The sequence below is a fragment of the Collinsella sp. AF29-7AC genome, from assembly GCF_003475665.1.
GTDB lineage: Bacteria > Actinomycetota > Coriobacteriia > Coriobacteriales > Coriobacteriaceae > Collinsella.
The window spans coordinates 127443-154318 of the sequence record NZ_QRQX01000005.1 but is presented as its reverse complement, the minus strand read 5'-3'; the positions used below and the strand labels follow the sequence as shown (position 1 = coordinate 154318).

Below are 26876 nucleotides of genomic sequence, written 5' to 3'. Positions count from 1 at the left end.
TGGCGCTCGGCGTTTTCGGGGCCGTGCTCGCCGTCGCCGGGCGCCTGCCGCTCGGGCCCGCTCCGCTTGCGGCCGCCTGGGCGGGCATCGTGCTGGGCAGTCTGCCCCTCTACGCGCTGGGGCTCGGCGTGGCCCTGCGCCTCGGCCGCAACGCCGTCATCGGCGCCGGCGCGGCGGGGATGCTCCTCGCGTTCTTCTCTGTGGGCGGACTTGCGCACGGTCTCATGACCGGTGAGCTCACCGGTGCCCTGGCGACGCCCCTGAGCTGGGTGCCGCTCGCCTGGCCCGCGCGCCTGGGGTCGCTCGGGGTGGAGGCCTTCATCGACGCCGCACGCGCGGCGGGCCCACTCCTCACGACTGCGCTCGCTGGCCTCGTGCTCACCCTGGCAGCCGACGCCGTCCTTCTCGCCTGGTTCTGCCGCTTCGAGGGCGGGAGGGCAGATGCATAGGAAGCCGCTCGCCGCCGTGCACGTCCCCCTCTCCGCAGCGTTTGTCCTGGTCGGGAATGCCCTGCTCGACGCGGGCTGGGGTTCGGCGCTGCGCCCGATCGCCGACCGCGTGCTGCCCAACCCTGAGATCGCAATGTGGGCGCCCGCGCCCGAGTCCGGCAGCCACGCGAGCTCCTACGCCGACGTCACCGGGGCGGGGGCGAATTACGTCTACCTTGTGGACGCGGCGGACGACGGGGGCAATGTCCGAGAGCTCCAGCTCATCTTCTTCGGACGGGAGTCGGACGGCGAGGGCTGGCTCGAGATCGAGGCGTGCGGCGGCTCGGGCGTGCGCTACCGCGCGTGCGACGCGGCCCAGGCGCCCGCGGCTGCGCGCGGGGCTCTGGACCGCTGAGCGAGGCGCTAGTACAATTCCGACGGAAGTTTCAGGAGGTCGAACATGGCGAGGATACTGGCAGTGGATGATGAACGGGCGATCCTCGACGCGCTCTCGCGCGTCCTCGGCCGCGACGGCCATGAGGTCGTCGGGGAGGCGGATCCAACGGCGGTCCCGGGGATGGACCTCTCGCGCTTCGACCTCGTGCTCTGCGACGTCATGATGCCGGGGCTTGATGGCTTCGAGCTCGTGCGGCAGATCCGCCCGGACTTCGACGGGCCCATCGTCTTCCTGACCGCTCGCGTGGCCGAGGAGGATGCTGTGGCCGGCTACGGCCTGGGCGCCGACGACTACGTCCGCAAGCCCTTCGGGGCCGCGGAGCTGCGCGCCAAGGTCGCGGCCCATCTACGCCGTGAGCGCCGGCCGCGCTCGCACGCCCTCTCCTTCGGGGAGGTGCGGATCGACCTCGGGGCGCGCGGCCTCGCCGTGGGTGGCGAGGCCGTGCCGCTCACGCCCACCGAGTACGCCATCTGCGAGTACCTCGCTCGTCACCCCGGGCAGGTCATGAGCCGCGCGCAGATACGCGAGGCGGTGCTCGGCTGGGAGAGCGACGCCGACGATGCGGCCATATCCATGCAGGTCAGCCGCGCCCGGAGGAAACTCTCCGAGGCCGGCGCCGATCCGATCGCGACCGTCTGGGGGATGGGGTACAAGTGGCAGCTCTGAAGATCGGAGCGCGAGGTCGCGGGGGCATGCCGCTCTCCTTCGTCATCGCGCGCTACTTCGCCTACGCGTTCGCGGCGGTCGCCACGGCGTGGCTCGCCTCGTTCATGGTGCTCTCCGTGGCGATCAACGCGGGCTTCGTCTACGAGGCAAGCTGGGGGCCGGCCAATGCGCGCGAGGTCGCGGAGGGCCTGGCACGCGACGGCGTCTGCGGGCAGCAGGACGTGCCGACGGCCTACCGCTACCTCATCCTGAACAAGGACGGATACGTGCTGATGACAGACCTTGAGGGCACGCGGCTCGAGGATGCGACGGAAATGGCCAGTACGGCACTCGCCGCGGATCCGGGCACAGTGGAGATCGAGGGCGGGGGCTCGGGCCTCACCTACGCTGCGTTCCCGCTCAAGGGCGGCGGGGCCTGCGCACTCGTCAGCGAGTACCTGCCGCAGTGGGTCTCGCGCGATCTCGCCAGCCTGCTTCCCAACCCGCAGAACCTCATGCTCGTCGGCGCCGCTGTGGGAAGCGCGCTCGCGCTCGCGCTCGTGGCGCGCCGTGCGAGCCGCGTGATCTCGCGCAAGATGGCGCCGCTCGCGGAGGCGGCGGGGCGCGTTGGCGCGGGGGAGCTTGACTTCGCGGTCGGCAGCACCAACGTGCGTGAGGTGAACGACGTCCTCGCCGCGATGGACGCCATGCGGGCCTCCCTCGCCGAGTCGCTCGAGGCCCGCTGGGCCGCGGAGCGGGGGCAGCGCGAGCAGATGGCGTCGCTCGCCCACGACCTCAAGACACCGCTCACCGTGCTGCGCGCCAACGCCGACTTCGTGGCGGAGGAGCTGGAAGACGAGAATGACAGCGACCTCTCGGCCGCCGCGCGCGACATAGCCGGCGGTGTCGAAAGGCTCGACGGCTACGTGCGCCTGCTCATCGAGGCTTCGCGCGGGTCCGGCGGGGCGGAGAGGGCCCCCATGCGGCCGGCCGAGCTCTGCGAACAGGTCCTCGCCGAGGCCGCCCAGATCGCCCGGGCGCGAGGCGTGACGCTCGACGCGGCCACGGGCCCCGCTGTCGCGGGCGCGCCCGAGGCCCCGCTCGACCGAACCGCCCTGGCGCGAGCCGCCGCGAACCTCGTGGCCAACGCCGCCGAGCACGCGCGCTCGCGCGTGGCGGTCTCCTGCGACGTCGCGGGCGGACACTTCGTCATCGAGGTGGCCGACGACGGACCGGGCTTCTCTCCCGCCGCCCTCGAACGCGGCTGCGAGCGCCTCTTCACAGACGACTCGTCCCGCTCCTCGCTCGACGGAGGCCGCCACTACGGGCTCGGCCTCCATGTCGCCTCCGAGGCCGCGAGCGCCCACGGGGGCTACGTCTCGCTCGCCAACAGCCCCTCGGGCGGCGCGGTGGCCACCATCGCGGTCCCCCTGTGCGGGGCCTGACCACTCAGGCCCTCACACTGTCGTACCTCGCAACCAAACGCTTCCCGGATAATAATGCCCGTTGCGGGGATCGCCCTGTCTAGTCGACGCCCACATGCATGAGCATGTCGGCGATGCGAGTCGTCATCTCGTCCGCCGCAGCACGGATGTTGGCGACCCAGGACGCAAGGCCGGCGTGATTTGATGTCTCGATGGCGTCAATGGTTCCGTCGGCGTCGACAAGGGCGCGGACCCACGTCGGTGCAGCGGGAGCGATATAGGAGATGTCGCCCGCCCTTCCATCCGTCGCCTCGAACGGCGCGCTGGAGACCTCCTCGAGAACCTTCCGCTGCGCATCGAGGACGGACGCAAACGGCGAGACGCTCGAGTACCGTATCGTCGGCATCAACCATGACGACCCTTCGGATGGCTCCGGTAAGGCAGGGCTCACGTTCGAGACGACCAACGATGTCATGGGCGAGCAGCGTATTAACCCGACGAACACCAACGTCGGCGGCTGGGAGAAGTCAGAGCTGCGCGGGCGCCTTAATTCGGGTGACCTCTGGGCACTTTTGCCGACCGAACTCACGGCCAAAATTAAATCCGTGAATATAATGACCGACAACAAAGGCGGTAATTATATTGCTCAAGCTACGGCTACACCCGATAAGGTTTTCATCCTTAGTGTCACCGAGGTGTGGGGTGGCGAATCCGTATGGTCACAGGGTTATCAGTATGAACTGTATACCGCCAAGGGCGTATCGAGCTCGAACTACGGAAGCCTAACGCATGCCGGCTATTGGTGGTCATGATCACATGCTAATTGGCCAGGCACGGCTTTTAGAATTTTTGGAGAGAACGCCACTAATGCCTCCCAGGAAGCCTTAGTTACCGAACCTTTCTATCCGGCATTCTGCTTTTAAACTCACCTGCAATTACTGGAAAGCCAGTGCAATCCCGCAAGGGCTTTCTTTTGGCGTTTATAACCGTGGAAATAGGATTTACGCGTCATCTTGCTCCCTCACCTCATATATGAATTCCTTTGAGAATTAACAAGGAGATTTAGGCACTGGGATTTGACGCTCGATTTGCACGGAATTAAGAGTGTGCTTTTAGGCGCCGAGCGGTATGCGTTTTGGGACGCGAGCAAATTCAACGCCCGATCTGTAGGCGAGAAGCACACCATGTTTGAAAGCCGCGTTTCGCTTGGATACGACTGCTGGGATTGCAGCGTCTCTAACATCAAATGCCACGGGAGCTTTAACGACAATGTTCCGAGCGTCATTGCGTAGAGATGGACGGTATGAAACGCTTGGCAAAACCGGTACAGCGGCATCGCATAGGGCGCAGGCATTAGTCCGGCCCTACGCGATGCCTGATTTTGAACTGCCAATTCAGAGCTTGAACGAGCCCACTCGCAATGATGCCTTACAGCTTCGGAAGCTCGGCATCTATCGAATGCGGCGTCGAATCATCGGAAACGCTGGTTTGGAGCTTCTTGTCGGGAAGCGCCGCAACGATCATCGCGGCGCTCGCGGGCGTCGCGAACACGATTATGAAGGCCAGCTTTAACCTCTGGTCCCCATACCCTTTGTCACTCGCTGCTTTACCAATTAGCCCCCCTGAAAAATAGCAGGCTATGCCGTAGCAGATTATGAGGGCGTAAAAGATGATTTGCATGTGCTTCTCTTCCTAACTCGTAAAATACTTGATTTGCCCGACATTCGGAATATCGTTGACTGAAAGCCGATGCTTAGTTATAGGGCGTGCGGAATTCTGTCGTCGCCAGCGTCTCTCCCGTCACGGGCTCAATTAACGTGATTCTATGGTCATAAATAACGGAACTTTGATTCCAAAGCCGAATGAGGTTCCACCCGCGCTTGAATCCTTTTACGTAGTTCGCGGGCTGCGTTTCAGAATAATTATTTGTCACCTCGCCATCGATGCCCCATGCGTACTCCTCAAACACGCGGATATCGACCTCTTCTTGCGATCGGTCTCCGCCGTCAACGAAAACGTGTACATAGGTGTCACCCATCGACTTCGAGCCGATTTCTGTCAGGGATGTTTCGGTATCGTTCTCATCGGAATTCACAAGAATCCTTACATCCAGTTTGTAAAGGTCGGAATAAAGTTCGGTGGCATCGCGATAGCCTACGTCCACGAGCTCGTCCAGGTATTCCTTCGTTTTGGAATCGCTGCTGTCATAGTGCTTCTTCACGTACCCGTATTCAACCTCGTGGGCGCCGGTTTCATTGTCCGCATTCTTGAACCATTCGATAGCTTGGTCCGTATCCCCTTCCTTTGCATAATCCTCCGCCAGGGCATTGGCGGCCTTCGCCTCCATCTCCGACGCTTCGCTGTATGATCGAATCAACTTGAATTCGGCATACGCCTTCCTATAATTGCCGCCTTCGTAAAGCGAGAATGCTTCCCTGTACCGAATTTCTTTTTGCAGCCCAGTAATTGCCTTTATCGCCATCGGCCTTCCCGCCGTCAGAAAGAAGACGAGAAGCACGGCGGCGGCCGTGGCGAGGCATAGCAGCAATTTGCGCTTCTTTGCCGATTTCGGCTCGAGCACGGCTAGCTTTTCTGAACATTCCTTAGCACGCTCTTCGGCGTCCTTCCAACCAGAGATGCCTTTGAAAAGTTCACGCGCTTTTTTCAGGTTTTCGACACTCTCTCCGCTGGCAATAATTGAATCGGCCCTGTCGTATATGTTCTGAGACCGTATATCGGCCGATTTGCATAGGGATTCTTCGTCCTGCAAATCCGAGAGGAGGTCCTTGTGGCATTTGCACCTGTGACAGCTTTCCCGCTCAACGTTAATGCACCCGCATGCACACACCCACCATCCCTGATGGAACTGCGCCTTGCCGCCGGCGATTCGACTGTCGGCATGCAGTTCCTTCAGCTGGCGGTCCCTCTCGGCCATCGCCTTCTCGATCATCGAAAGCGGTTCGCGCTCGGGCGCTTCGGCAGGCTCTCCGGTCGAGTGCCACTTCCCTTGCTGGGAGTCGATTTGAAGCAGCTTGATGAAAACGGACTCGACGTCTCCCCTCGGCAGCGCCGTTGCCTTAAGGGCTCCCTGCTCGCATTGCGGCAGGTCTAAGTCTAGTTCCGAAAAGGGGACATAGCCTCTGGACCCATCGGCATAGTCGACATGGGCGATTCCGGAGATGGAGTTCAAGATATCCGCTGAGAGATTCTCGATCTTTATCTGCAGATAAGCCTCAGAGGTGTCGACGTTTCTCACGACCTGGACGACCGTTACCATCGCCGGGCATCCGGGCTCCCATTTCAGCAGACTCGAATCCCCGGACCAGTCATCCCTGAAGATAACTTTATAGTTACCCAATCACCTTACCTCCTGTATTCGCGGCTTTTGGAACGGCTTAGCTATAAGACGGTTCCCACCAGCTTTCCAACTCAATTTTACATACGCTACCTGCGAATTTGTTGAGCAACAAATTTGGATATGTGAGTGGTCGGTTAGGCCGCGCAGGCGTTGGACTAATTATTCTTTGCCGCTGCGGCAAGACCAGCGCAACCTTTTGGGATAGTCCTACGCTCGGCGATGCATCTACAAGCCCTGAGCGAAGGGAGTGTCGCATATGTATGCAGCGGCGCGGAACCTTCGGGGGGGGGGGGTATCTCCTAGGAATACCCGCCCCCGAGGTCAATCTATCATCGAGTACGTCCTGATCATCGCGATTATCGGCCTGGTCATCGTGTTCGCGGGACCCGGCGTGGCCGGTGCCATCCGAAACCAGTTCAACCTGGTCGGCAACACGGTGAACAGCGAGACTAGCGCTGGCACCGAGGGCGGCGGAGCGTCCGGCGGCGGCTTCACAGGCACCGCTTCCACGACCGTCCAGGCGGCCATCGCCAAGGACGCCAAGGACTGGACGCTCGGCGAGCAGAAGGCCGTGGCCGAGGACATCGCCGCGAAGGGCGAGGCGTCGCCCGCCTACGCCAAGGCGAAGGCCGCGATGGACGCGGGGAGGAAATTCTCGATGAAGCTCACCGACGGGCAGACGCTCGAGTACAAGATCATCGGGATCAACCATGACGATTTGGCCGACGGCTCGGGCAAGGCCGGACTGACGTTCCTCACTACCTCGACGGGTATTAAGTCTTGCGTGAACAGCGGAGCCACGAACATCGGTGGCTGGGAGAAGTCCGAAATCCGTCAAAAGATGAACTCCGGCGAGATCTGGAACCGGTTGCCCAGCGATTTCCAGTCCAAAGTTAAGATTGTCAAGAAGCTCTCGAACAATGTCGGTGGCGGACCCGCAAACAAGGATGCCGCCGTGACGGCGACATCGGACAAACTGTTCCTGCTCAGCATCTCAGAATTCTTTGACAAGCCTCGTTATGATTGGGGAGAATATTCTTGGATCGGCTGCGAGGGCACCCAGTACGAAGCCTTCAAGGGCAAGGTGACATACTCTAGCGCAAACCCTTCCATCGCCAATGGCAAATGGTGGTGGATACGTTCGGTTAACCTGAGCTACACAATGCACTTCAGCACTGTCCACGGCCAAGGTGACCTGCCGTATAGCAGCTATGCAGATAGCTCGGAATGCGTCTGTCCTGCCTGGTGCTTCTAATCATTTGGAGAAAGGCCCGCACAATCCCGTGCGGGCCTTTCTTTTGGCGATTGCTCGAACAATTTGAGGCTCATGGCAGTGGTAGTCGGTTTGAGTAAAAATGGGGTCATAAAGTGGCTCTTAGAGCGCCCGCCGCACCCCCCCCGCCATTACCTCTGCGGCGTCCTCGTATAGAGCCCATCCTGGTTTGCGTTTCGTCGCGACAGCCCACTTGTCCACCGATCATGTGAACTACTGGAATAAATACAGCGACACGCTTGTTCGTTATAGTCGCTATATCTGCGTAAATTGCCGCGATAAATACAGCCTGTACTCGGCTGTATACCAGCTACGAATATGTAGATTCATATCGCGTTAATAAATCGGCTCAAGCGCGTGCAAAACGCGCAAGTAGCCACAAATAGCGATTATCGCGTAGGTAGATTTTTGGCACCCTGTTGCTTAATCAAAATTAAGCAATTGCTTAAAACAAAAAAGGTCAGACACTACGTGCCTGACCTGCAAACTTCTGGTCGGGACGACTGGATTCGAACCAGCGACCCCTTGACCCCCAGTCAAGTGCGCTACCAAGCTGCGCCACGTCCCGAAGCTTTTGTTTGTTGCTCTGCTCTCGCTCGCAACAGGGAGTATATTAACCCGAAACTTTGTCCTTGTGCAAGAACTTTTTTACAAATTTTGAAGCAAGTCCAAAATTGTATCTGCGAGCTGGGGTTTTGTTAGTACGGGTAGTTCTTGCGTACCCGCTATGCTCACGATCCAAGCCTTGTTGGTGTCGGTTCCAAAGCCCGAATCGGCGCGTGAGACATCGTTGGCAATAATGGCATCGCAGCCTTTGCGGGTCAATTTGCGCTCGGCGTACTCGACGACGTTATCAGTCTCGGCTGCAAAGCCGATTACGAGGCGATCGCCCTTTTGGCGTGAAAGTTCGGCCAAGATGTCAACGGTCTCGACGAGCTCGATTCGATCCAGGCGCTCGTTGGCCTTTTTGAGTTTATGGTCCGCCGGGGCCGCCGGCGTGTAGTCGGCGACGGCGGCGGCGCAAATGGCCGCGTCGGCCGTCTGGAAGGCGCTCAGCGCTGCCTTGAGCATTTCTGAGGCGGTCTGTACGTGCACGCACTCCACACCGCGGGGAACATCGAGCGATGTCGGTCCCAGCACGAGCGTGACGGCGGCACCGCGACGTGCGGCCTCCCCCGCCAGGGCGATGCCCATCTTGCCCGAAGAACGGTTGCCAATGAATCGCACCGGGTCGATCGGCTCGTGCGTGGGGCCGGCGGTGATGACGATGCGCTTGCCCGTCAGATCTTGCGGCACGGGGTTGAGCACCTCACAGACAGCCTCGACGATGTCCTCGGGCTCGCTCATGCGGCCCGTGTCCACGTCGCCGCACGCAAGGTAGCCGCTGCCGGGTCCCACCACGTGAACGCCGCGGTCGCGCAACGTGGCCATGTTGGCCTGTGTGGCCGGTGCCTTCCACATGCCATTGTTCATGGCCGGTGCGATCACGATGGGGCGCGGCGTGGCAAGCAGCGTGGTGGAGATGAGGTCGTCGGCGATGCCGTTGGCCATCTTGGCGATGATATTGGCCGTCGCGGGCGCCACGACCACCAAGTCGGGCTCCTGCGCAAGCGAGATATGGTGGATGGGGTCAGACGGGTCGTCGAATAGCCCAACCGCGACCGGCTCATTGGTGAGCGCGCGGAACGTGAGCGGGCCCACGAACTCCGTGGCATGCTCGCTCATAACGACTTTGACACGTGCGCCGCGCTTTTGCAGCAGGCGCACGATATTGCACGACTTATAGGCGGCGATCCCGCCGGTTATGCCCAGCAGGATCGTTTTTCCCTCAAGTTGCATTGAATTGTTGGGTGCCGCCGTCATCGTTAGGCTTCCTTGCTGGGGAGCACGAGCAGGCGGTGGCAATAAGGGCAGTGCGTAATCTCACTGCCGTCATGGTTGAGGTCGCTCATGGACGACGCCTGCAGCGCCGTGTGGCAGACCGTGGGGATGTTGCCCTTGATGGTCTCGACGGCCAGGCCGCGGAACTGCTTAAGCAGACGCTCATAATCGGTGAGCACGTCGGTCGGCAGCGTGGCGGCAAGCGCGGTGCGCTCCTTGGTGGCGGCATCGATCTGAGCCTGCAGATCGGCAGCCTTGGCACGGGCGGCCTTGGTATCGGCCTTTACGCCCTCCTCGAACTTGGCAATGATGGCCTGCGCGCGAGCCTCGCGGTCAAGCGCTTCCTTATGGGCGACGACGACGTCCTTGCGGGTGTGTTCAATCTTATCCAGGCGCTTTGCCAGAGTGGCGAGCTCGTTTTCTAGATCCTGGACCTCGCGGTAGTCAGAGCCGTCGACGTGGCGTTTCTTGGCTGCCTCGATGGCGTTGTTGGTCTGGATCTCGGTGGTGTTGAGATCGTCCAGCTCAATGTCCAGGTCCTTGCGCTGAGCATAGAGCTTGGTCATCTCGGACTTAAGCTTTACATAGGTTTTGCGCTTTGAGGCGAGCTCCTTGAGCTCCGGCATATTGGCAAGTTCGCTCTTGTTGCGTGCGAGCTCCAAATCGATCTGTTGCAGCTTGAGTAGCGTAGCGCCGGCGCTCATAAGTTCTCTCCTTTTGTCACAGTCCACCATTGGCAAGGGTTCAGTATTTTAATCGCATGACGGGGGTCGACCCCGGCGTCAACCGCAGAGTTCATCAAGATATCCACGAACGGCTCCTCGGAGCGATCGTGACCGAGCAAGATCACCGGCAGCCCGCGCAAGGCAAGGTCTTGCGCCACGTGGTAGCCCGCCTCGCCCGTCACGACAACATCTGCGCCCGCGGCGATGGCGAGCTCTCCGAAGTCGCCCAGGGAGCCGCCCAAAATGGCGACGGTGCGGCACGGGCGATCAGCTTTGCCCCACACACGCGGGTCGCTGCCAAAGGCCGTGGCAGCACGGGTGGCAAGATCGCGCAGCGTGCACGGGTCGTTGAGCGTTGCAAGTGCGCCCAGGCCGGTGGCCTCGGGGTCGTCCACGTGCTCCAGTGAGCTCACGGGTGCGGCACCCAGCAGCTTGCTCAGGCAGACACGGGCTTCGTGCGAGCGGTCCAGGTTGGTGTGGAGCGAGATAATGCTCACCCCGCAGCGGGCAGCCTCGTAGAGGGCCGCACTGCACTGGGGTCGTGTGGCATCCGCCGGACAAAAGGCCTCGGGTGCCTTGATGTATATGGGATGATGCGTCAGCAGCACGTTGGCGCTTGCTTCTTGGGCGCGGCGAACATTAGCCTCAGTCGCATCGAGTGCGCAGGCAACGCCGGTGATCTCCGCGGCCGGATCGCCAACGGAGAGTCCTACGTGGTCCCAGGGCTCGGTGTCCGTCTTGGGATAGCGTGCCAGTAGCGCGCGCTCGAGCTCGGCGACGATCATGCGGCACCTGCGATCGAGAGCAGCGTCTGGGCAAACTCGTCCAGATCGTCCGGATTCACGCGGTCGTCAAAGGAAATGCGCAGTGCACCTAGTGCCTGCTCGCGACCAATGCCCATGGCGCTGAGCACATGGCTCGGGTCCATGCTGCCGCTCGAGCACGCCGAGCCGGCCGAAACCTCAAAGCCGGCGGCGTCGAGCTTGATGATGAGTTCCTCGGAGTCCATGCCGTCAATGTAGATCGATACCATGCCGGGCAGACGGTCGGCATGCGCGTAGTCACCCATGGTGGCGTGAATGCGCTGGTGGGCCGTAAGCGTGGCGTAGAGCTTGTCGGAAAGGGCTTGCAGCTTCGCGCGCTCCTGAGCCACATGGGGCGTCAGAGACGAGGCGGCAGCGGCAAAGGCGAGCTGCGTGCGCAGGTCTTGCGTGCCGGCACGACGTCCGGCTTCCTGTCCGCCGCCAAAGATGCGCGGGCGCAGCGGCGTGCGGTTCTTAAGGTAGAGCGCGCCGGATGCCACGGGGCCACCGATCTTGTGCGCGGCAACGGTCATGGCGTCAACTCCCAGCTCGGTGACATCGAGCGGAATATGCAGATACCCCTGGATTGCATCGGTGTGGAAAAGGGCGCCAACGGTATGCGTGGCCGCGGCAAGCTCGCGGATGGGCTGCACCACGCCGGTCTCGTTGTTGGCAACCATGATGCTCACGAGCGCCACGTCGTCGCCTAGCAGCTCGACAAGCGTGGCAGGCTCAATGTAGCCCATGCGGCAGGGCTGCACCAGGTCGACGGTAAAGCCGGCGGCACGCAGCAACGGCAGGTTGTCCAGAATCGAATCGTGCTCGATGGCCGAAACGATTACACGATCGCGCTTGCGATCGCGCTGACGAGCGCCCTCGGCAAGACCGAGCAGCGCCAGCTGGTTGGCTTCGGTGCCGCCGTTGGTCAGTACAATCTCGGACGGGCGGACGCGCGCGCCAAAGCTGCGGGCGATCTCGCGACGTGCAACCTCCAGACGCGCGGCAGCCTTGCGGCCGAGCGAATGCAGCGAGTTGGGGTTGACGCCGGCAAGCTCGCTGTCGTCGTACTCGCGCTGCGCAAGGAGCGCCTCGGCGCGCATGGGCGTCGAGGCGGCATAGTCAAGATTCACGGGTATGCGGTTTTGACCTGCGGTCATAAGGGTTTATGCCTCCTGTGCGGCCTCGTTGCCCAGCTTCTGCAGCAGCGCAACCTCGGCAGCGGGATCTTCGGACTTAAATACGGCAGAACCGGCCACGAGCACGTTGGCGCCGGCCTTGACGACCTCGGCGATGTTCTTGGAAGAGATACCGCCGTCGACCTCGATCAGGGGCGACACGCCGTGGCGCTCGCACATGGCCTTGAGCTCGTGAAGCTTTGCGATGGTGCCCGGGATAAAGCTCTGACCGCCAAAGCCCGGGTTCACGCTCATGAGCAGCACCATATCGACGACGTCGATGATGCTCTCCAGCACGCACACGGGGGTGGCGGGGTTGAGCACCACGCCGGCCTTAACGCCGCGCTGCTGCAGATGGGTGAGCGTGCGGTGCAGGTGCGTGGAGGCCTCGTAGTGTACGGTGATCATATCGGCGCCGGCGTCTGCGTACCAATCGACCGTCTCGTCGGGGTTCGACACCATGAGGTGCGCGTCGACCGGTACATTGGTGGAGCGCTTGACGGCCTTGAGGATGTCAACGCCAAAGGTGAGGTTGCCGGTAAAGTGGCCGTCCATGACGTCGAAGTGCACGTAGTCGGCACCGGCGATCTTGTCGAGTTCGCCCTTGAGGTTGGCCATGTCGGCCGAAAGGACGGACGGAGCGATTTTAATGGAACCCATGGTAGTAGCCTTTCTGCGCTAGTCGGTGAGTCCGTAGAACTCTTGGGAGGGTACGCGGTCGGTAAGAATCTCGAGCGCCCTATCCAACGTAACACCGTTGTAGAGCGTTTGCTCCACGGCAAAGGTGAGCGGAATGTCTACGCCCAGTGAACGGGCAAGCTCACTGACGCTGCGGGCCGCGACGGCGCCCTCGACCACCATATGCGTACGTGCCTGGTACTCGTCGAGCGAGACGCCGTGGGCAAACTCGTAGCCAAAGGTGCGGTTGCGCGAATGCTCGGAGGTGCAGGTGGCAATGAGGTCACCCATGCCGGCAAGACCCATGCAGGTCATGGCTTGACCGCCGCGGGCGTGCACCAGACGGCTGATCTCGGCCAGGCCGCGCGTCATGATAAGGGCAAGCGTGTTGTCGCCCGCACCAGAACCGGCGGAAATGCCGCACACGATGGCGATGACATTTTTCATGGCGCCGCAAACCTCGACGCCGGTCATGTCCTGCGACAGGTAGATGCGGAAGGCCGTGGATAGGAGCAGGTCCTTAAAGGTCTCCCCTACCTGTGGATCATTGCTGGCGATGACGGCGGCAGAAAGCCCGCCGCGGCAGATCTCCTCGGCATGGTTGGGGCCCGAGAGCGCCGCGACACGCGACTCGTTGCCGATCTCACTGGCGATTACCTCACTCATAAGCAGGCCGGATTCGGGCTCAATACCCTTGGTGAGGCAGAGTGCCGGGGTGTCGGCGGCGATGAAGGGTGCTGCCTGATGGCATACGCTGCGCAGGTGCGTGGAGGGCACGGCAAAGATGATGGCCTCGGCGCCGTCGAGCGCCTGCGACAGGTCCGTGGCGGCGACAACGTTGCCGGGCAGCTCGTAGTCCACCAGATACCGGGGATTGCGGTGCTCGGCATTGATGCCGGTGGCCGTCTGCTCACTGTGGGCCCACATGGTCACGCGCTCGGCTCGCTCGGCGGCGAGGCCGGCGACGGCGGTTCCCCAGGAGCCGGAGCCAATCAGCGCAACATTCATGACTCTCTCCTACTTATCGTCGGGCTCGGTGACGCGCTTGGTAAACGAGAGCTTGGACTCCTTACCGGCCATGAGCTTTTGGATATTCGAGCGATGGGCCCACACCACGGTGATGCCGATCATCGCCATGCAGAACTTGAGGCCCAGGCTGCTGTACGGAAAGACCGCGCAAGCAGCGATAGGAAGTCCGATGGCCGCGGCAAGCGAACCCACTGACACATACTTGGTGATGGCGACGGCTACGATAAACATGCCCAGCAGCGACAGGCCAATAGGCCAGTACCAGGCGAGGATGACACCCAGACCAACTGCGATACCCTTGCCGCCGTGGAAGTTGAGATAGGGCGAGAAGATATGGCCCCACACGGCTGCCAGGCAAATGACACCGAGCATCCAGTCGCCGGGGGCTCCGGGCGCCATGATGTTCGGTGGAAATCCATAGCCCACGCTCGCGATGAACGGACGGGCGATGACAACGCAGATGGCGCCCTTAAGGCAGTCGAGCAGCAGCGTGAGCGCGGCCACCTTGGGGCCGGCTACGCGCAGGGCGTTGGTGGTGCCGATGTTACCGGAGCCCGCCTTGCGAATGTCGGTGTGGTTAAACACGCGGCCCAAGATCAGGCCAAACGGAATCGCTCCGATAAAGAACGAGACCACGGCGCAGATGGCGGTCAGCAGAATCGGATTATGCATCCTTTTGCTCCTTCTTCCTAAAGAAGAGTCGAATGGGCGTGCCGGCAAAGTCGAAGGTCGAGCGCATGCGGTTCTCCACGTAGCGCTGGTAGGTGTCGTTGACCAGGTCACTGTGGTTGACGAAGAACGTGAACGTCGGCGGGTTGACGCCCGTCTGGGTCACGTAGTGCATGCGCAGGCGGCGCTTGCCGTCCACCACGGTATGACCGAACTCGCGCAGGTCGGTGAGGAACGCGTTGAGGCGCGAGGTGCTAATCTTCTGCGAGCGCGTCTTTTCGGCGGCGTCTACCATCGCCCAGATCTTCTCGACGCTGCGGCCGGTGAGAGCAGAGATGCGCAGGTACTGGGCCCAGGGAGCCATGACGCCCAGACGGCGGTCGATGGTCTCCATGCAGGCCTCGCGCTTACGGTCGTCGTCGAGCAGATCCCACTTGTTGAGCAGCACAACGATGGCGCAGCCGCGCTCGATGGCAAGACCCATGACCTTCTGGTCCTGCTCGGTAACGCCCACGGAGGCGTCGACGACGAGCAGCGCCACGTCGGCGCGGTCGATGGCGCGCAGGCCGCGGACCATGGAGTAGTACTCGATGTTCTCGTACACGGTGCTCTTCTTGCGAATGCCCGCGGTGTCGACCATGCGGTAGTGCTTGCCGTTACGCTCGACGACAGTGTCGATGGCGTCGCGCGTCGTGCCGGCAATGTTGGACACGATAGAACGGTCGGCGCCCAGGATGCGGTTGAACAGCGACGACTTGCCGGCGTTGGGGCGGCCGATGATGGCCACGTTCAGCGCGTCGGGGAACTCATCGGCGACCTCGTCTTCTTCCTCGGGAAGCAGGGCCACGATATCGTCGAGCAGGTCGCCCGTGCCATGGCCATGCAGGGCCGAGAGCGGCGTGGGCTCGCCGATACCGAGCGAATAGAACTCCCAGATGCTGTCGTTTTCGCGATCGGGGTTGTCGAGCTTGTTCACCAGCAGAAAGACCGGCTTGTCGCAGCGCTTGAGCATGCGGGCGACCGACTCGTCCTCTTCGGTGACGCCGGTGCGGCCATCGACTACAAACAGGATGACTGCGGCTTCCTCGGCGGCGGCGAGCGCCTGGTCGCGGATGGACGTGGCAAAGACGTCGTCGCTCTTGAGCGGCTCGATACCGCCCGTGTCGACGATGGTGAACTCGCGGCCGTTCCAATCGGCCGTGTGATACGAGCGGTCGCGCGTGACGCCGCGAGACTCGTGGACGATGGCGTCCGAGGTCTGGGCCAGGCGGTTAACGAGCGTGGATTTGCCCACGTTGGGGCGTCCGACGACGGCGACGATAGGTTTCATCTGCTCTCCTTTAATGGGTAGGTTCAGTGGAAGTGTTAGAGTCGGCAGGCACAATGCCAAGGATATGCTCCAGGGTATCGAGCAGCTCATGCGGCATGGTTGACACCACATGAACCTCGGCGCCGCGACTGGTAAGGCTTGCGAGTAAATCGTCACGATGATACTCGTCAAGCGTCATGCCGTCAGCGTTGAACATGAGCTTAGGCACAAAGAGCATAACCCCCGACAGATCTTGGGGCAGCTGCTCCAAGATGTCACACGCGACGATGAGGCCGGTCACGTCCACGTTGCCGCCAAAGTAGCGGTTCTTGATGGCCGTGACAGTGCCGGCGAGTCCCTGGGGCGACTCCACAAAGCGGGCCACCGTGTCGCGTGCGCTGGCGCCCGAGAGGCACAGCAGATGCTGGCTGCGGGCGGCGATGGCCTCGCGGACGCGGGCCAGACGCTCGGTATAGGCGGCAAGCACGTCGTCGGTCTCGTCTAGATACGAGCGGATCATGCCGATGCCGTCGTAGTACTGCGGGTAACCGTCGTAAAAGTCTGCCTCTGGAGGATCGATGCCGGCGTCCAGATAGAACTCGTCGCTCATCTGGAAGGTGTGGCGGCCAAAGCGCTCATAGGCGCGGTCCTGGAACGGTCGGATCATGGCAATGGTCTCGCGCGCCAGTTCGGGCTTGTCGCTGTATGACCAGCTAAAGCGGTTTTGGTGTTTGGTAAAACCGAGCGGCACAATGCCCAGGCTTGTGATTTGCTCGTGCTCCTCGCAAAAGCGCAGGGTCTTTTCCAGCTCCTCGCCGTCGTTCATGCCGGGGCACAACACGATCTGCGCGTGAATCTCGATGCCGGCGGCCATGATGGTCTCGAGTACGTCCATGCCTCGCTGGGCGTTACGGCCCATCATACGACGGCGGACGTCGGGGCTCACAGCGTGGACCGACACGTTCATGGGACTCATGTTGCGCTGGATGACGTTTTGCACGTCCTCGTCGGTGAGGTTCGTAAGCGTGACAAAGTTGCCTTGCAAAAAGCTTAGGCGATAGTCGTCGTCGCGAATATAGAGCGTGGAGCGGCCGCCCTTGGGGAGCATGGTCATAAAGCAGAACACGCAGGCGTTGACGCAGGTACGCATGCCGTCGAAGATGGGGCCATCGAACTCCAAACCCCAATCCTCGCCGGGAAAGCGGTCGAGCTCGACGGGGGTGACGGTGCCGTCGCGCGGGTCGAAAACCTCGAGGTCGACGGTATCATCGTCGGCCTCCCAGAGCCACACGATCATGTCGGTGAGCGCCTCACCGTTGACCGTGAGCACGCGCATGCCCGGCTCGATACCCACATCCCACGCGGGCGATTCGGGACGCACGTTCTTTACGAGCGCGCCCTCACCCGGCTCGGGGTCGCGGCTGCGCCCGTAATCGGCCACCTCGGCGGCGTATGCGGGTACGGTCTGGTCCATGGTTAGCGGCAAAGCTCCTTGATGCGCTCGACGGCGCGCTCGATGTGTTCTTGCGGGGTGGAGGCTCCGGCGGTGATGCCGATGTGGTGAGCGTCGGTAAACCACGCGGCTTGGAGCTCAGAAGCTTCCTCGATGTGATACGTGCGCTCGCAGGCGTCTGCGCAAATCTGCGCCAGGCGGCGGGTGTTGCCCGAGTTCTTGCCGCCCACGATGACCATGCAGTCGCAGCGGTTGGCAAGTGTGGCTGCTGCCTGTTGACGCTCACTCGTGGCGGCGCAGATGGTGTTGATCACGCGCAGCTCCTGCACGCGCGGGGTGATAGCAGCCACGACCTCGGCCAAGTTCTGCGCAGTCTGGGTGGTCTGCACAACCAAGCCCACTTTACCCTTGAGCGACAGCGCGTCCGCATCGGCAGCGCAGCTCACGACCTGCGCGTCATCGCCGGCGTGGCCCAGGATGCCCTCGACTTCGGGGTGGCCCGGCTCGCCCACGACGATCACGCGGTAGCCCTCGCGCACCAGGCGCTCGGCCGCCACGTGGACCTTCTTCACGTAGGGGCAGGTGGCGTCGACGACGTTAAGGCCACGCTCGCGAGCGGCATCAATGACCTGCGGCACCACGCCGTGGGCGCGGATGATCACAGTGCCCGACGTGGCGTCGTCCAAGGTGTCGGCCAGACCGACGCCTGCCTCGGCGAGCTCGCGTACCACGATCGGGTTATGGATGAGCGGACCCAAGGTATGGACCTGAGTGCACTCCCCTGCCTGCGGCGCAGCGGCCAGCGCCATATCGAGCGCACGCTGTACGCCGTAGCAGGTGCCGGCGTGGGCAGCGATTTCGATAGTGGGGGCGTCTGCCTTGCCGGGCACAGCCTCGGCGGTGTTCATGACTTCCTCGTCCATGGCTAGAACCTGCCCGGGTGCTCGGCGCACAGGTCATCACGCATGGCGTAGACGCGACTCATGGCTTCGGACTCAAACCAGGCTAGGCGCTCCTTGCGCTTGAGCTCGACAGGCGCGTCGGAAAGCGAAATTAACTTGCCGGCGCGGATCCAGCACTTTTTGGGGCGCATGATCTTTTTGCCCGCAGGCGTAATATCGGACCAGCCGCAGATGGCGAGCGGGTTGACGGGTGCCTTACCCATCTGGGCGATGAGCGCAAAGCCGCCGTGGACTTCGGGCTTGATCTCGCGCGAGCGGATGCGCGTACCCTCGGGGAAGATCAGGACGTCCTCACCGCGCTGCAGCGCATGCTGGGCGGCACGCAGGCACTTCATGTCGGCGGTGCCGCGCTCGACGGGAATGCCGCCCACGCGGCTAAAGGCCCAGCGCACGATCTTGCTCTTCGCAAACTCGGACTTAAAAATGGGGCGAATGCGGCGGCCGCCAAAGAACAGCGCCGTCTCCACAGCTAGGAGCTCGGCCATCGATGTGTGGTTGCAGATGACCACGCTGCCGCGGCCTTCCTGGCGCTCAAACAGCAGGTCGCTGTCCTCGACCTTCCAACGCCACATGAGCTTGGAGAAGACCCACAGGATGCCCATGACCACGGCGACGGTGCCGCGGATGAGCGCCGGGAACTCGGCGTAGGGGGCGTTGTAGTAATCCTCGGGCGTCTGCTTAAACAGGCGCATGGGCTACCTCCTTTGGTTGATGAGGTCCTCGATGATCGAGACGACCTCGTCGATGGTGTGGGCGGTGGAGTCGACATGTACCGCGTCCTCGGCGGGAACGAGCGGCGCGACCTCGCGGCTGCTGTCGAGCTTATCGCGCTGCTTGAGGGCGTCGAGGGTCTCGTCGACCTCGGTCTCGAGTTGCGCGGACGTGAGCGGCTGGGCATCGTTTTGGTGGCGCTGCAGCACGCGGCGGCGGGCGCGCTCACGCGGGTCGGCAGTCAGGAAGATTTTGACCTGCGCGTTAGGGAACACGACGGTTCCGATGTCGCGACCCTCGGCCACGATATCGCGGTCCTCTGCGACACGGCGCTGATGGATGAGCATGGCGGCGCGCACGCCCGGGTAGGCCGAGACCTTGGACACGTTGGCGTCAACCTGCGGGGTACGAATGGCGGCCGATGCGTCCGCGCCGTCGATGGTCAGGCGCGTGTCCTCGCCGGTACCGTTGGTAAAGCGGATTTCGATCTGCTCGGCGAGGGCATCGATGGCTGCCTCGTCGTCCAGGTCGATGCCGCGGTCGAGCGCGGCGAAGGTGACGGCGCGATACATGGCGCCCGTGTCGAGCTTGTTAAAGCCAAGCTGACGGGCAATCTCCTTTGCGATGGTGGACTTGCCGGAACCGGCGGGGCCGTCGATGGCGACGATCATGCAATGCTTCCTTTCGATGGGTGACGTGCTGGTATGGTTCGCGGGCGTTGGGGCGCGGCGGGTTGCCTAGCCCGTGTAACGCTCGCGGTAGGTGTTGCGCTTGGGTGCGGAGCCGTGGCTGCCGTGGTGACGCGTGCGGCTGGCGGGGGTGTCTTGGGGCTTGCCGCCGTTGCGCTTGGCGCTCGCCTGCTTGAGCGGGATGCCGCCGCTTTTGAGGATCTGCACCTCGCGGTCGGTGAGCTCGCGCCACGAGCCCTTGGCCACGCCCTCGAGCTCAAGGCCGGCAAAGTTGCAGCGATGCAGACGGATTACCGGATGGTGAATCTTGCCCAGCATGCGCTTGACCTGGTTCTTGCGGCCCTCGCGAATGATGACCTCCACGGCGGTGGTGCCGGGCTTGACGCCTTGTGGAGCCACGGCCACGGCCTCGCGCGCGTTGATGACGCGGCAGATCGCCGGCTGGCACAGGCCGTCGTCGAGCTCGATGCCACGGCGGAGTGGGTCTAGATCGCGGTCGGACAGCTGGCCGTCAACGAGTGCCTGGTAGGTCTTATAGACATGCTTGCTGGGGTGCAGCAGGTCCTGCGACAGGTCGCCGTCGGTGGTAAAGAGCAAAAGGCCTGTGGTGTCGCGGTCCAGGCGGCCCACCGGGAAAAGTCCCGGAAAGCGGTCGCGGGGGACCAGGTCGGCCACGCAAGGGCGCTCCTGCGGGTCGCTCATGGTAGTGAGGTAGCCGGTCGGCTTGTAGAGCATCAGGTACACGGCGCCCTGGTTGAGCTTGACGGGCATGCCGTCAAGCTCGATATGGTCGCGGTCAACGTCAACCTTGGTGCCCAGCTCAGTTGCGACCTCGCCGTTGACGGTCACGCGGCCGGCGGTCATTAGGTCCTCCGAGCTGCGGCGGCTCGCCACGCCCGCGCGCGCCAAAAAGCGCTGTAGCCGCATGGTGTGCGGGTAGACGGGCTGGACGTCGGTTGCGGGCGGCACCGTGCCCGTGCCGGCCGCGCCGCGCGTCTCCCCTACTTCGTTAGTCCTCGTCATGCATATCCTCCGAGGTCTCGTCAACGACCAGGGTCTCCAAGTCCTCGACTGCCTCAACATCTTCAACATCGGTATCGAGCAGTTCGTGCTCTTCGTCTAGGTCCTCGGCCTGCTCCTCGAGCGTGGTCTGAATGCTGCGGCCGCTCAGGCGCTCGCGGATAAACTGGCGCGACTGCTCGTCGGGGGCAAACTGCTCCAGATCGGGCAGGTCGCGGGTGGAGCGCAGACCGAACTTTTCCAAGAAGGCGTTGGTCGTGCCGTAGATGATGGCCTGACCGCGCTCGGGGTCGCGGCCGAGCTCGCGCACCAGGCCCTTGTCCACGAGCGACGCAATGACGCCGTCGGAGTTGACGCCGCGGATGCCCTTGACCACCTCGCGCGTGACTGGCTGGTGGTAGGCGATAACGGCCAAGGTCTCGAGCGCCGCCTGCGACAGCTTTTGCGTGTCCCAGCTCAGCACATAGGCCTCTACCACATCGTGGTAGGCGGGGTGCGTAAACAAGCGCCAACCACCGGCGACCTCGCGCAGCTGAAAACCGCGGTTAGCCTCCTCGTACTCAACTTTGAGCTCGGCGAGCAGCGATGCGCACTCGCCCGGGGCGATATCCAGTGCACTTGCCAGCGCGGGCGCACTCACGGGGTCGCTCGACACCAGCAGCAGCGCCTCCAAGGCGCCTTTGAGGCTGTTTGCCTCCAGCGTGGAAAGGGTTGACATGGTTGCCGCTCCTATTCGGTGAGCTCGGGGCCCTCGCCGGGCACGTATGCCTCGGCGCCCTCGACGCGATTGATTTGAATGGTTCCAAAGATTTCGTCCTGGCTCAGGGTAAGCGAGCCGCGCTTGGCGAGCTCGAGCATGGCCAGGAAGGTGACGACAAGCTGTTCGGTGGTGGCATCGCCGTCCAACAGCTCGCGGAAGGTGCAGGTTTGGTGAGCCATGGTAAAGCGATCGACCGAGGCCACCGTCAGGTCGAGCGGCACGCGATGCGGTGCCACGTGCTCGGCTTCCAGCAGGAAAGTCTGGCGCTTGCCGTCCAGGTCGGCGCAGATGACGGCGAGGCCGCGCAGGGTAATGCCGGCCAGGTAGTCGGGCATAAGGCCAAGGAATTCGGGGTCGGGGCCGGCCACGCGCGGATGCATGCGGCTCTCGGCCTGCATCCGCGCGCCAAGGGCTGCCGCCGCGCCTTTAAACTGCTTGTAGGCAATCAGGCGCTGGATCAGGACTTCGCGCAGGGCGTCGCCGTCGAGCGCACTGAGTTCCTCGAGGTCTTCGTCGTCCTCGTCACCGTCGCCTGTCTTGCGCGGGGCCTCCTGGGGTACCAGCGAGGCTGCCTTAATGTCCAAAAGAGTTGCCGCGACCAGCAAAAAGTCGCTCGCCACGTCCAGGTCCAGCGCCTCGATACGCTCGGCCTCGGCCAGGTATTGCTCGGCCACCTCGCTGATCGAGATGGCGCCGATATCAACTTTTTGGCGGGTTACCAGCTGCAGCAGCAGGTCGAACGGTCCGCTGTAGACCTGCGTCGACACGCGATACGACATCTTCGACCTCCTTTGACGGCGCCTTCGCGGCGCGGTTTGGGTGCATGTTGCGACCGTTTTGCACGGTCGACCTGTAAGTTTACCTTAGATGCCGGCGATTGCGAAGTTGAGCAGCCACTCGGCCAACGGATACACGGTAACGTCGAAATAGCGGCCGATCACGTCGATGCCAGTCCACATGGGCAGCAGATACAGCACAATGATGAGTATGGGCATGGCGTATCGCTGCAGCTGGTAGTAGGTGGAGAGCGCCTTGCCTTTGAGGAACGGCACGATAATCGACGAGCCGTCAAGCGGCGGAATCGGAATGAGGTTAAAGAACGCAAGCGACAGGTTGACCACGATAAAGGTGGCGCCGAAGTTCATGATTTGCGTCGCCACGGCAAAGGACATGCTGGCGTAGAGGTTGCCGTATGCAGCGTGCATGAGGGCTGCGGCCAGGCATGCGAGCGCGATATTCGATGCGGGGCCGGCTGCGCTCACCAGGACCTCATCACGCTTGGGGTGTTTGAGGTTGTTGAGGTACACGGGCACGGGTTTGGCGAAGGCGAACACCGGGCCGCCGGCGGCAAGCATGAGCAGCGGCAGGATGATGGTGCCAAACGGGTCGATATGGTTGAGCGGGTTGAGTGAGACGCGTCCGCGCGAACGGGCCGTCTTATCGCCGAGTGCCCAGGCCGCGGCGGCGTGTGCGCTCTCGTGGATCACGATGCCCACGATGACGGCGACGGCGCTGGCTAGCAGGTTCATGAGGTAGCTGCTGGACATGGCGCTCCCCTAGCGGACGCGACGCGAGGCGCGCGTGAGCAGGTAGTCGGCCACAAACAGGATGACGGCCACGATGGCGTAATCCAAGCGGAACACGCCGCCAAAGGGCGATGTGATGACGCCGTAGCCGGCGATGGCGCTCGGCAGTGCGCGCGAAAGCTCGACGACGAAGCCCACAATCTGCAACTTGGCGGTGAGGCCGCTAAAGCACAGCAGCACGGTCATCGCGCTCATAAAGATGCCGCAGATGCGACAGGCGATGGCGATGATGCTCATCGCCACGGCAGCGGCCTTACGAGAGTTCACGCGCGGTCTCCTCTTCGATCTGGGTGGAAAGCTCCAGCCATTCGTCCTCGAGCTTGGGTAGCTCTTGCTTAAGGCCGTTATATTCCCCCAGCGCGGCGTTGAACTTGTCTTGATCGGCATAAAGCTCTTCGCTCGCCATCAATTCCATAAGCTCGTCATAGCGGGCGCGCTTTTTGTCGAGCTCCGTCTCGATCTTCTTGAGCTGGTTACGCACGCCCTTGAGCTTTTTGTTGAGCGCAGCGCGGGCTTGGGCCTCGGCGCGCTTTTGCTCCTTGGTCTTTTTGCCCTCGGCAGGCTTGGGGGCGGCGACGGGGGTGTCGGCCTGGGCGGCGCTGGCCTTGGCGGACTTGGTCGTGGCCGGCGCGCTCTCCGTGGACGCCTCGGCGGCGGCGCGGGCTGCGAGGTCCTCGCGCTTGTAGAGGTAGTAGTCGTAGTCGCCGTCGTAGACCGTGACTTGTCCGTCGCGGATGTCGATGACGCGGTTGGCCACGGCGCGCACCAGGTGCTCGTCGTGGCTGATCAGCACGATGGTGCCGGGGAAGTTTTGCAGGGCGTTCTCGAGCATGTCCACCGAGTCGATGTCTAGGTGGTTGGTGGGCTCGTCCAGGCACAGAAGTGCCTCGGGGGCCACGAGCATCTTAGCCAGGGCCAAGCGCGCCTTTTCACCGCCGGAAAGGACGCGCACCTGCTTTTCGATGGAATCGTTGTCGCTAAACAGGAAGGCGCCCAGTAGGCTGCGCTGCTGCGGCACGGTCCACTTGGGCGTGACGGTGTCGATCTCTTGCAGGACGGTGTTGGACTCGGTCATGCCCTCGAGCGCGTGCTGGGCGTAATAGGCCACGCCCACGTTGGTGCCCAGGTCGCGGGTGCCGGTGGTGGGCGGCTCCAGTCCGGCGATGATCTTCATGAGCGTGGACTTGCCGGCGCCGTTGGGGCCGACGAGCGCCACGTGCTCGCCGCGGTAGAGCTTGAGGTCGATGTCGCTGTAGATGTGCTTGTTGCCGTAGGACTTGGAGACGCCCTCCAGGCCCACGACCATGTCGCCGGAGCGCGGCGGGTCGGGGAACTTAAAGTCGATGTGCTTGTGGCCCTCGGGTAGGATGACAAGCTCCTTTTTGATCTGCTCGATCTTGCGGATGCGCTCCTGGGCCTGGGCGGCCTTGGTGGGCTTGTAGCGGAACTTGTCGACGAAGACCTGCATGTGGGCGATGTCGCGCTCCTGGGCGGCGCGCTTGGCGCGCATCTGCTCAAGGTTGTCCTCGCGCTGCTTGAGGTAGCTGCTGTAGTTGCCGGTGTAAGTGGTCACGCGACGGTTTTCGAGCGCGGCGACGTGGTCGACGCAGGCGTCCATAAAGGCGCGGTCGTGGCTGACGATGAGGACGGCGCCGTCGTAGTTGGCGATAAAGCCACGCAGCCACTGGACGCTTTCGAGGTCCAGGTGGTTGGTGGGCTCGTCCAGAAGCAGCAGGTCGGGATGGCGCAGGAAGAGCTTGGCGAGCGCGATGCGCATCTGCCAGCCGCCCGAGAACTCGGAGCACGGGCGCTCAAAGTCGGTGACCTTAAAGCCCAGGCCGGACAGGATCTTGCGGGCGTTGCTCTCGAGCTCGTAGCCGCCCAGGTGCTCAAAGCGGTCCTGGACCTGGCCGTACTCGTTGAGGAGTGCGTCGACGTCCTTGCCCTGCTCGGAGAGCTCGGTGATTTGGGCCTGCAGCTCGTTAGCGCGCTCGCCCATGCGGCGGATTTCCTTGGCGGCGGCCATGACCTCGGCGAGGATGGTGGTGTCCTTTTGTTCCAGATTAGTTTCCTGCTCTAGGTAGCCCACCTGGCAGTCCTTTGCGTACTGGACCTGGCCGGAGTCGGGACTGTCGATGCCCATGATGATTTTGAGCATGGTGGTTTTGCCAGCGCCGTTGGGGCCCACGAGCGCGAAGCGCTCGCCGGGGTTGATCTGGAAGGACGCGCCGCTAAAGAGGACGCGTGCGCCGAAGCTTTTTTCGATCTTGTCGACCAGGAGGATCATGGTGCCGCCTTTGACCTTGTGTGCCAATATGAAAAAAGGCCCCAACTTGCGTTGGAGCCTCATTCAATGCTCGGGTGGAGACGAGGGGGATCGAACCCCTGACCTCTTGACTGCCAGTCAAGCGCTCTCCCAGCTGAGCTACGCCCCCGTGCGAAGAAGTACTATACGGGAACTCGGACCACGATGCAAGGACATTTTTGGAAAAATTTTCGCGAGTGTCGGCGCGCACGGGACCGCGCCAGCCCGCGGGGCGCCTGGCCCCCGCACAGCCCGTACGCCGGCCGACTTGGCGCGTGGAACACGACGCGCCCCGTTCAACAGGGTTTTCCGTGCGCCGCCAGTCCCATTATCGGGTCCGATTGCGAAGCGCCCCTCCCCAGCGCCTCAGAACCATGCCGGTTTACTACGATAAATCAGGAATGTCCAACCACGCACGCCTTTTCGTGCAACCGGCGGGCTACCTACCTGCGGTTTTGCAAACGGAGAACACACGGTGCTCGGGGGTCGCCGATTCGTCGTAGTAAACCGGCATGGTTTTGAAATGGCATCAGGTTGATTTCACGCAAAAGTGTGTTGGAGCCCTGAATTAAAGGCCTTAAATTTTTTAGATCGCGTCTTTTCTGCGACGCGCCTAGAATTGCTGTTGATTAGCATCGGGCTTGATCTTGCGTTGTGCGACTTGCTCGTGCATGGTAGTATTTCACGTCGTGAAGCGAAGAAATTAGGTCTGAGTTGCCTTTGTTAGAATTGCATTCACTGTTCATAAGGGCTCTTGGCGCAACGGTTAGCGCAGGGGACTCATAATCCCTGGGTTCTGGGTTCGAATCCCGGAGGGCCCACCAGAGAGTTTTAAGGCCGGGCGTTACGCCTGGCCTCTTTGTTATTGGTGCTGCGGACTAGCTTTGCCATCCACAGACGTAAAGTTATTAACATTCATATTCATGATTAACAATGGATATGTAGCCAAGATGCTGCCCAGCCAACAGATGTGGAAATCGATTAATATGAAAAAAGGCCCCAACTTGCGTTGGAGCCTCATTCAATGCTCGGGTGGAGACGAGGGGGATCGAACCCCTGACATCTTGACTGCCAGTCAAGCGCTCTCCCAGCTGAGCTACGCCCCCGTGCGAAGAAGTACTATACGGGAACTCCCCCGCCGATGCAAGGACAATTTTGGAAATATTCTGCGGCGCGTGGAACAGGCACGAGGACGAAGAGACACACGATGCCCGAAATAGCCCGCGGGGCGCGCCCCAGGTGCCGCCGGCCAGAACAAAGCAATCCGCGGTGCTTCCGCGGGAGGGTTTCGTCTGAGCCCCTCTCCGCGCCTTCGGGTCAATTTACTGAATCGTGCGCAGCTCGCGCCAGCTGGTCGCTTCATAAACGGACCGGTTTACTACGACGATTCCCGGATTTCCGACCTCACGCCTGCTTTCGCAAAACGGGCAGGCAATCTACCTGCGGTTTTACGAGCGGCGAATTCGGTGTGTTCAGCCACCCTCAATCCAACGTAGTAAACCGGCATTGTTTTAAAATGGGACTTAATTACTGGCA

Annotated in this window: 26 protein-coding genes, 4 tRNA genes and 1 pseudogene; 7 read left to right on the top strand and 24 right to left on the bottom strand. The window is 62.2% G+C overall.

Features of this window, described 5'->3' with window-relative positions; genetic code table 11:
- The 4 genes and pseudogenes from DWZ15_RS10475 to DWZ15_RS03640 all read left to right on the top strand — a co-directional run.
- A pseudogene (locus tag DWZ15_RS10475) lies at positions 1–449 on the top strand (lantibiotic ABC transporter permease); the annotation flags it as partial.
- Positions 442–843 (top strand): hypothetical protein, encoded by a 402-nt coding sequence (locus tag DWZ15_RS03650; RefSeq protein ID WP_118449450.1) that lies wholly within the window; start codon positions 442–444, stop codon positions 841–843. The pseudogene DWZ15_RS10475 and the gene DWZ15_RS03650, both read left to right, overlap by 8 nt.
- A 45-nt stretch (positions 844–888) precedes the next feature.
- Positions 889–1551, top strand: coding sequence for a response regulator transcription factor (locus DWZ15_RS03645; protein ID WP_118449448.1), 663 nt, complete (start codon positions 889–891; stop codon positions 1549–1551).
- Between the two features lie 26 nt (positions 1552–1577).
- A complete protein-coding gene (locus DWZ15_RS03640; protein ID WP_118449446.1) occupies positions 1578–2975 on the top strand; it encodes a sensor histidine kinase KdpD in 1398 nt (465 codons plus the stop codon).
- A gap of 79 nt (positions 2976–3054) precedes the next feature.
- Here DWZ15_RS03640 and DWZ15_RS03635 read toward each other — a convergent pair whose 3' ends face one another.
- A complete protein-coding gene (locus DWZ15_RS03635) occupies positions 3055–3360 on the bottom strand; it encodes a hypothetical protein (RefSeq protein ID WP_118449444.1) in 306 nt (101 codons plus the stop codon).
- 67 nt (positions 3361–3427) lie between these two features.
- Here DWZ15_RS03635 and DWZ15_RS03630 point away from each other — a divergent pair, with 67 nt between their 5' ends.
- A complete protein-coding gene (locus tag DWZ15_RS03630) occupies positions 3428–3766 on the top strand; it encodes a DUF6273 domain-containing protein (protein WP_118449442.1) in 339 nt (112 codons plus the stop codon).
- Between the two features lie 616 nt (positions 3767–4382).
- On the opposite strand, the gene DWZ15_RS03625 is transcribed toward DWZ15_RS03630, so the two are convergent.
- Positions 4383–4634: a hypothetical protein gene (locus DWZ15_RS03625; protein WP_118449440.1), complete on the bottom strand. Its 252-nt coding sequence runs from the start codon at positions 4632–4634 to the stop codon at positions 4383–4385.
- 73 nt (positions 4635–4707) lie between these two features.
- On the bottom strand, positions 4708–6312 hold the full coding sequence (locus DWZ15_RS03620; protein WP_118449438.1) for a tol-pal system YbgF family protein: 1605 nt from the start codon (positions 6310–6312) through the stop codon (positions 4708–4710).
- A 373-nt stretch (positions 6313–6685) separates the two neighbouring features.
- Between DWZ15_RS03620 and DWZ15_RS03615 the strand changes: the two genes are divergently transcribed.
- A complete protein-coding gene (locus DWZ15_RS03615; protein ID WP_147352309.1) occupies positions 6686–7567 on the top strand; it encodes a DUF6273 domain-containing protein in 882 nt (293 codons plus the stop codon).
- A 509-nt stretch (positions 7568–8076) separates the two neighbouring features.
- Here DWZ15_RS03615 and DWZ15_RS03610 read toward each other — a convergent pair.
- The 20 genes from DWZ15_RS03610 to DWZ15_RS03515 form a co-directional block, all read right to left on the bottom strand.
- Positions 8077–8153 (bottom strand) — tRNA-Pro (locus DWZ15_RS03610).
- A gap of 80 nt (positions 8154–8233) precedes the next feature.
- On the bottom strand, positions 8234–9448 hold the full coding sequence (coaBC, locus tag DWZ15_RS03605; protein WP_233544624.1) for a bifunctional phosphopantothenoylcysteine decarboxylase/phosphopantothenate--cysteine ligase CoaBC: 1215 nt from the start codon (positions 9446–9448) through the stop codon (positions 8234–8236).
- Between the two features lie 2 nt (positions 9449–9450).
- A complete protein-coding gene (locus DWZ15_RS03600) occupies positions 9451–10170 on the bottom strand; it encodes a zinc ribbon domain-containing protein (RefSeq protein ID WP_117779054.1) in 720 nt (239 codons plus the stop codon).
- Positions 10167–10976, bottom strand: a complete 810-nt coding sequence (locus DWZ15_RS03595; RefSeq protein ID WP_118449434.1) for a Nif3-like dinuclear metal center hexameric protein — start codon at positions 10974–10976, stop codon at positions 10167–10169. The genes DWZ15_RS03600 and DWZ15_RS03595 overlap by 4 nt, the downstream gene beginning before the upstream one ends.
- The gene (locus tag DWZ15_RS03590; RefSeq protein WP_118449432.1) at positions 10973–12151 is read right to left on the bottom strand and encodes a cysteine desulfurase family protein; all 1179 of its coding nucleotides are present in this window, start codon (positions 12149–12151) and stop codon (positions 10973–10975) included. Before DWZ15_RS03590 ends, DWZ15_RS03595 begins: the two co-directional genes overlap by 4 nt.
- A gap of 6 nt (positions 12152–12157) precedes the next feature.
- Complete coding sequence (gene rpe / locus DWZ15_RS03585) at positions 12158–12829, bottom strand: ribulose-phosphate 3-epimerase (RefSeq protein WP_099431763.1); 672 nt, start codon at positions 12827–12829, stop codon at positions 12158–12160.
- Between the two features lie 18 nt (positions 12830–12847).
- Positions 12848–13855 carry an NAD(P)H-dependent glycerol-3-phosphate dehydrogenase gene (locus DWZ15_RS03580; RefSeq protein WP_118449430.1) on the bottom strand — a complete coding sequence of 336 codons (1008 nt, stop codon included), beginning with the start codon at positions 13853–13855 and terminating at the stop codon, positions 12848–12850.
- Positions 13856–13864: 9 nt separating this feature from the next.
- On the bottom strand, positions 13865–14548 hold the full coding sequence (plsY, locus tag DWZ15_RS03575) for a glycerol-3-phosphate 1-O-acyltransferase PlsY (RefSeq protein ID WP_055250144.1): 684 nt from the start codon (positions 14546–14548) through the stop codon (positions 13865–13867).
- Positions 14541–15875 carry a ribosome biogenesis GTPase Der gene (der, locus tag DWZ15_RS03570; RefSeq protein ID WP_117776260.1) on the bottom strand — a complete coding sequence of 445 codons (1335 nt, stop codon included), beginning with the start codon at positions 15873–15875 and terminating at the stop codon, positions 14541–14543. The genes plsY and der overlap by 8 nt, the downstream gene beginning before the upstream one ends.
- 10 nt (positions 15876–15885) lie before the next feature.
- Positions 15886–17328 (bottom strand): DUF512 domain-containing protein, encoded by a 1443-nt coding sequence (locus tag DWZ15_RS03565; protein WP_117776261.1) that lies wholly within the window; start codon positions 17326–17328, stop codon positions 15886–15888.
- 2 nt (positions 17329–17330) lie between these two features.
- Positions 17331–18230, bottom strand: a complete 900-nt coding sequence (locus DWZ15_RS03560; protein ID WP_233505669.1) for a 4-hydroxy-3-methylbut-2-enyl diphosphate reductase — start codon at positions 18228–18230, stop codon at positions 17331–17333.
- A 2-nt stretch (positions 18231–18232) separates the two neighbouring features.
- Positions 18233–18961 (bottom strand): lysophospholipid acyltransferase family protein, encoded by a 729-nt coding sequence (locus tag DWZ15_RS03555; protein WP_117840616.1) that lies wholly within the window; start codon positions 18959–18961, stop codon positions 18233–18235.
- A gap of 3 nt (positions 18962–18964) precedes the next feature.
- Positions 18965–19651, bottom strand: coding sequence for a (d)CMP kinase (gene cmk / locus DWZ15_RS03550; protein ID WP_118449428.1), 687 nt, complete (start codon positions 19649–19651; stop codon positions 18965–18967).
- A 66-nt stretch (positions 19652–19717) separates the two neighbouring features.
- Positions 19718–20692, bottom strand: a complete 975-nt coding sequence (locus DWZ15_RS03545; protein ID WP_118449426.1) for a pseudouridine synthase — start codon at positions 20690–20692, stop codon at positions 19718–19720.
- Entirely contained in the window at positions 20679–21407 is a 729-nt protein-coding gene (gene scpB, locus DWZ15_RS03540; protein WP_118449424.1) for an SMC-Scp complex subunit ScpB, read from the bottom strand. Before scpB ends, DWZ15_RS03545 begins: the two co-directional genes overlap by 14 nt.
- Positions 21408–21418: 11 nt before the next feature.
- A complete protein-coding gene (locus DWZ15_RS03535) occupies positions 21419–22228 on the bottom strand; it encodes a ScpA family protein (RefSeq protein ID WP_117564782.1) in 810 nt (269 codons plus the stop codon).
- An 84-nt stretch (positions 22229–22312) separates the two neighbouring features.
- A complete protein-coding gene (locus DWZ15_RS03530; protein WP_117564781.1) occupies positions 22313–22996 on the bottom strand; it encodes a site-2 protease family protein in 684 nt (227 codons plus the stop codon).
- A gap of 9 nt (positions 22997–23005) precedes the next feature.
- On the bottom strand, positions 23006–23302 hold the full coding sequence (locus DWZ15_RS03525; protein ID WP_164473297.1) for a hypothetical protein: 297 nt from the start codon (positions 23300–23302) through the stop codon (positions 23006–23008).
- A complete protein-coding gene (locus DWZ15_RS03520) occupies positions 23289–25322 on the bottom strand; it encodes an ABC-F family ATP-binding cassette domain-containing protein (protein ID WP_117564780.1) in 2034 nt (677 codons plus the stop codon). The genes DWZ15_RS03525 and DWZ15_RS03520 overlap by 14 nt, the downstream gene beginning before the upstream one ends.
- Before the next feature lie 75 nt (positions 25323–25397).
- A tRNA-Ala gene (locus DWZ15_RS03515) sits at positions 25398–25470 on the bottom strand.
- 618 nt (positions 25471–26088) lie between these two features.
- Between DWZ15_RS03515 and DWZ15_RS03510 the strand changes: the two genes are divergently transcribed.
- Positions 26089–26164 (top strand) — tRNA-Ile (locus DWZ15_RS03510).
- 209 nt (positions 26165–26373) lie between these two features.
- Here the strand turns inward: DWZ15_RS03510 and DWZ15_RS03505 are convergent.
- A tRNA-Ala gene (locus DWZ15_RS03505) sits at positions 26374–26446 on the bottom strand.
- Positions 26447–26876 lie beyond the last annotated feature (430 nt).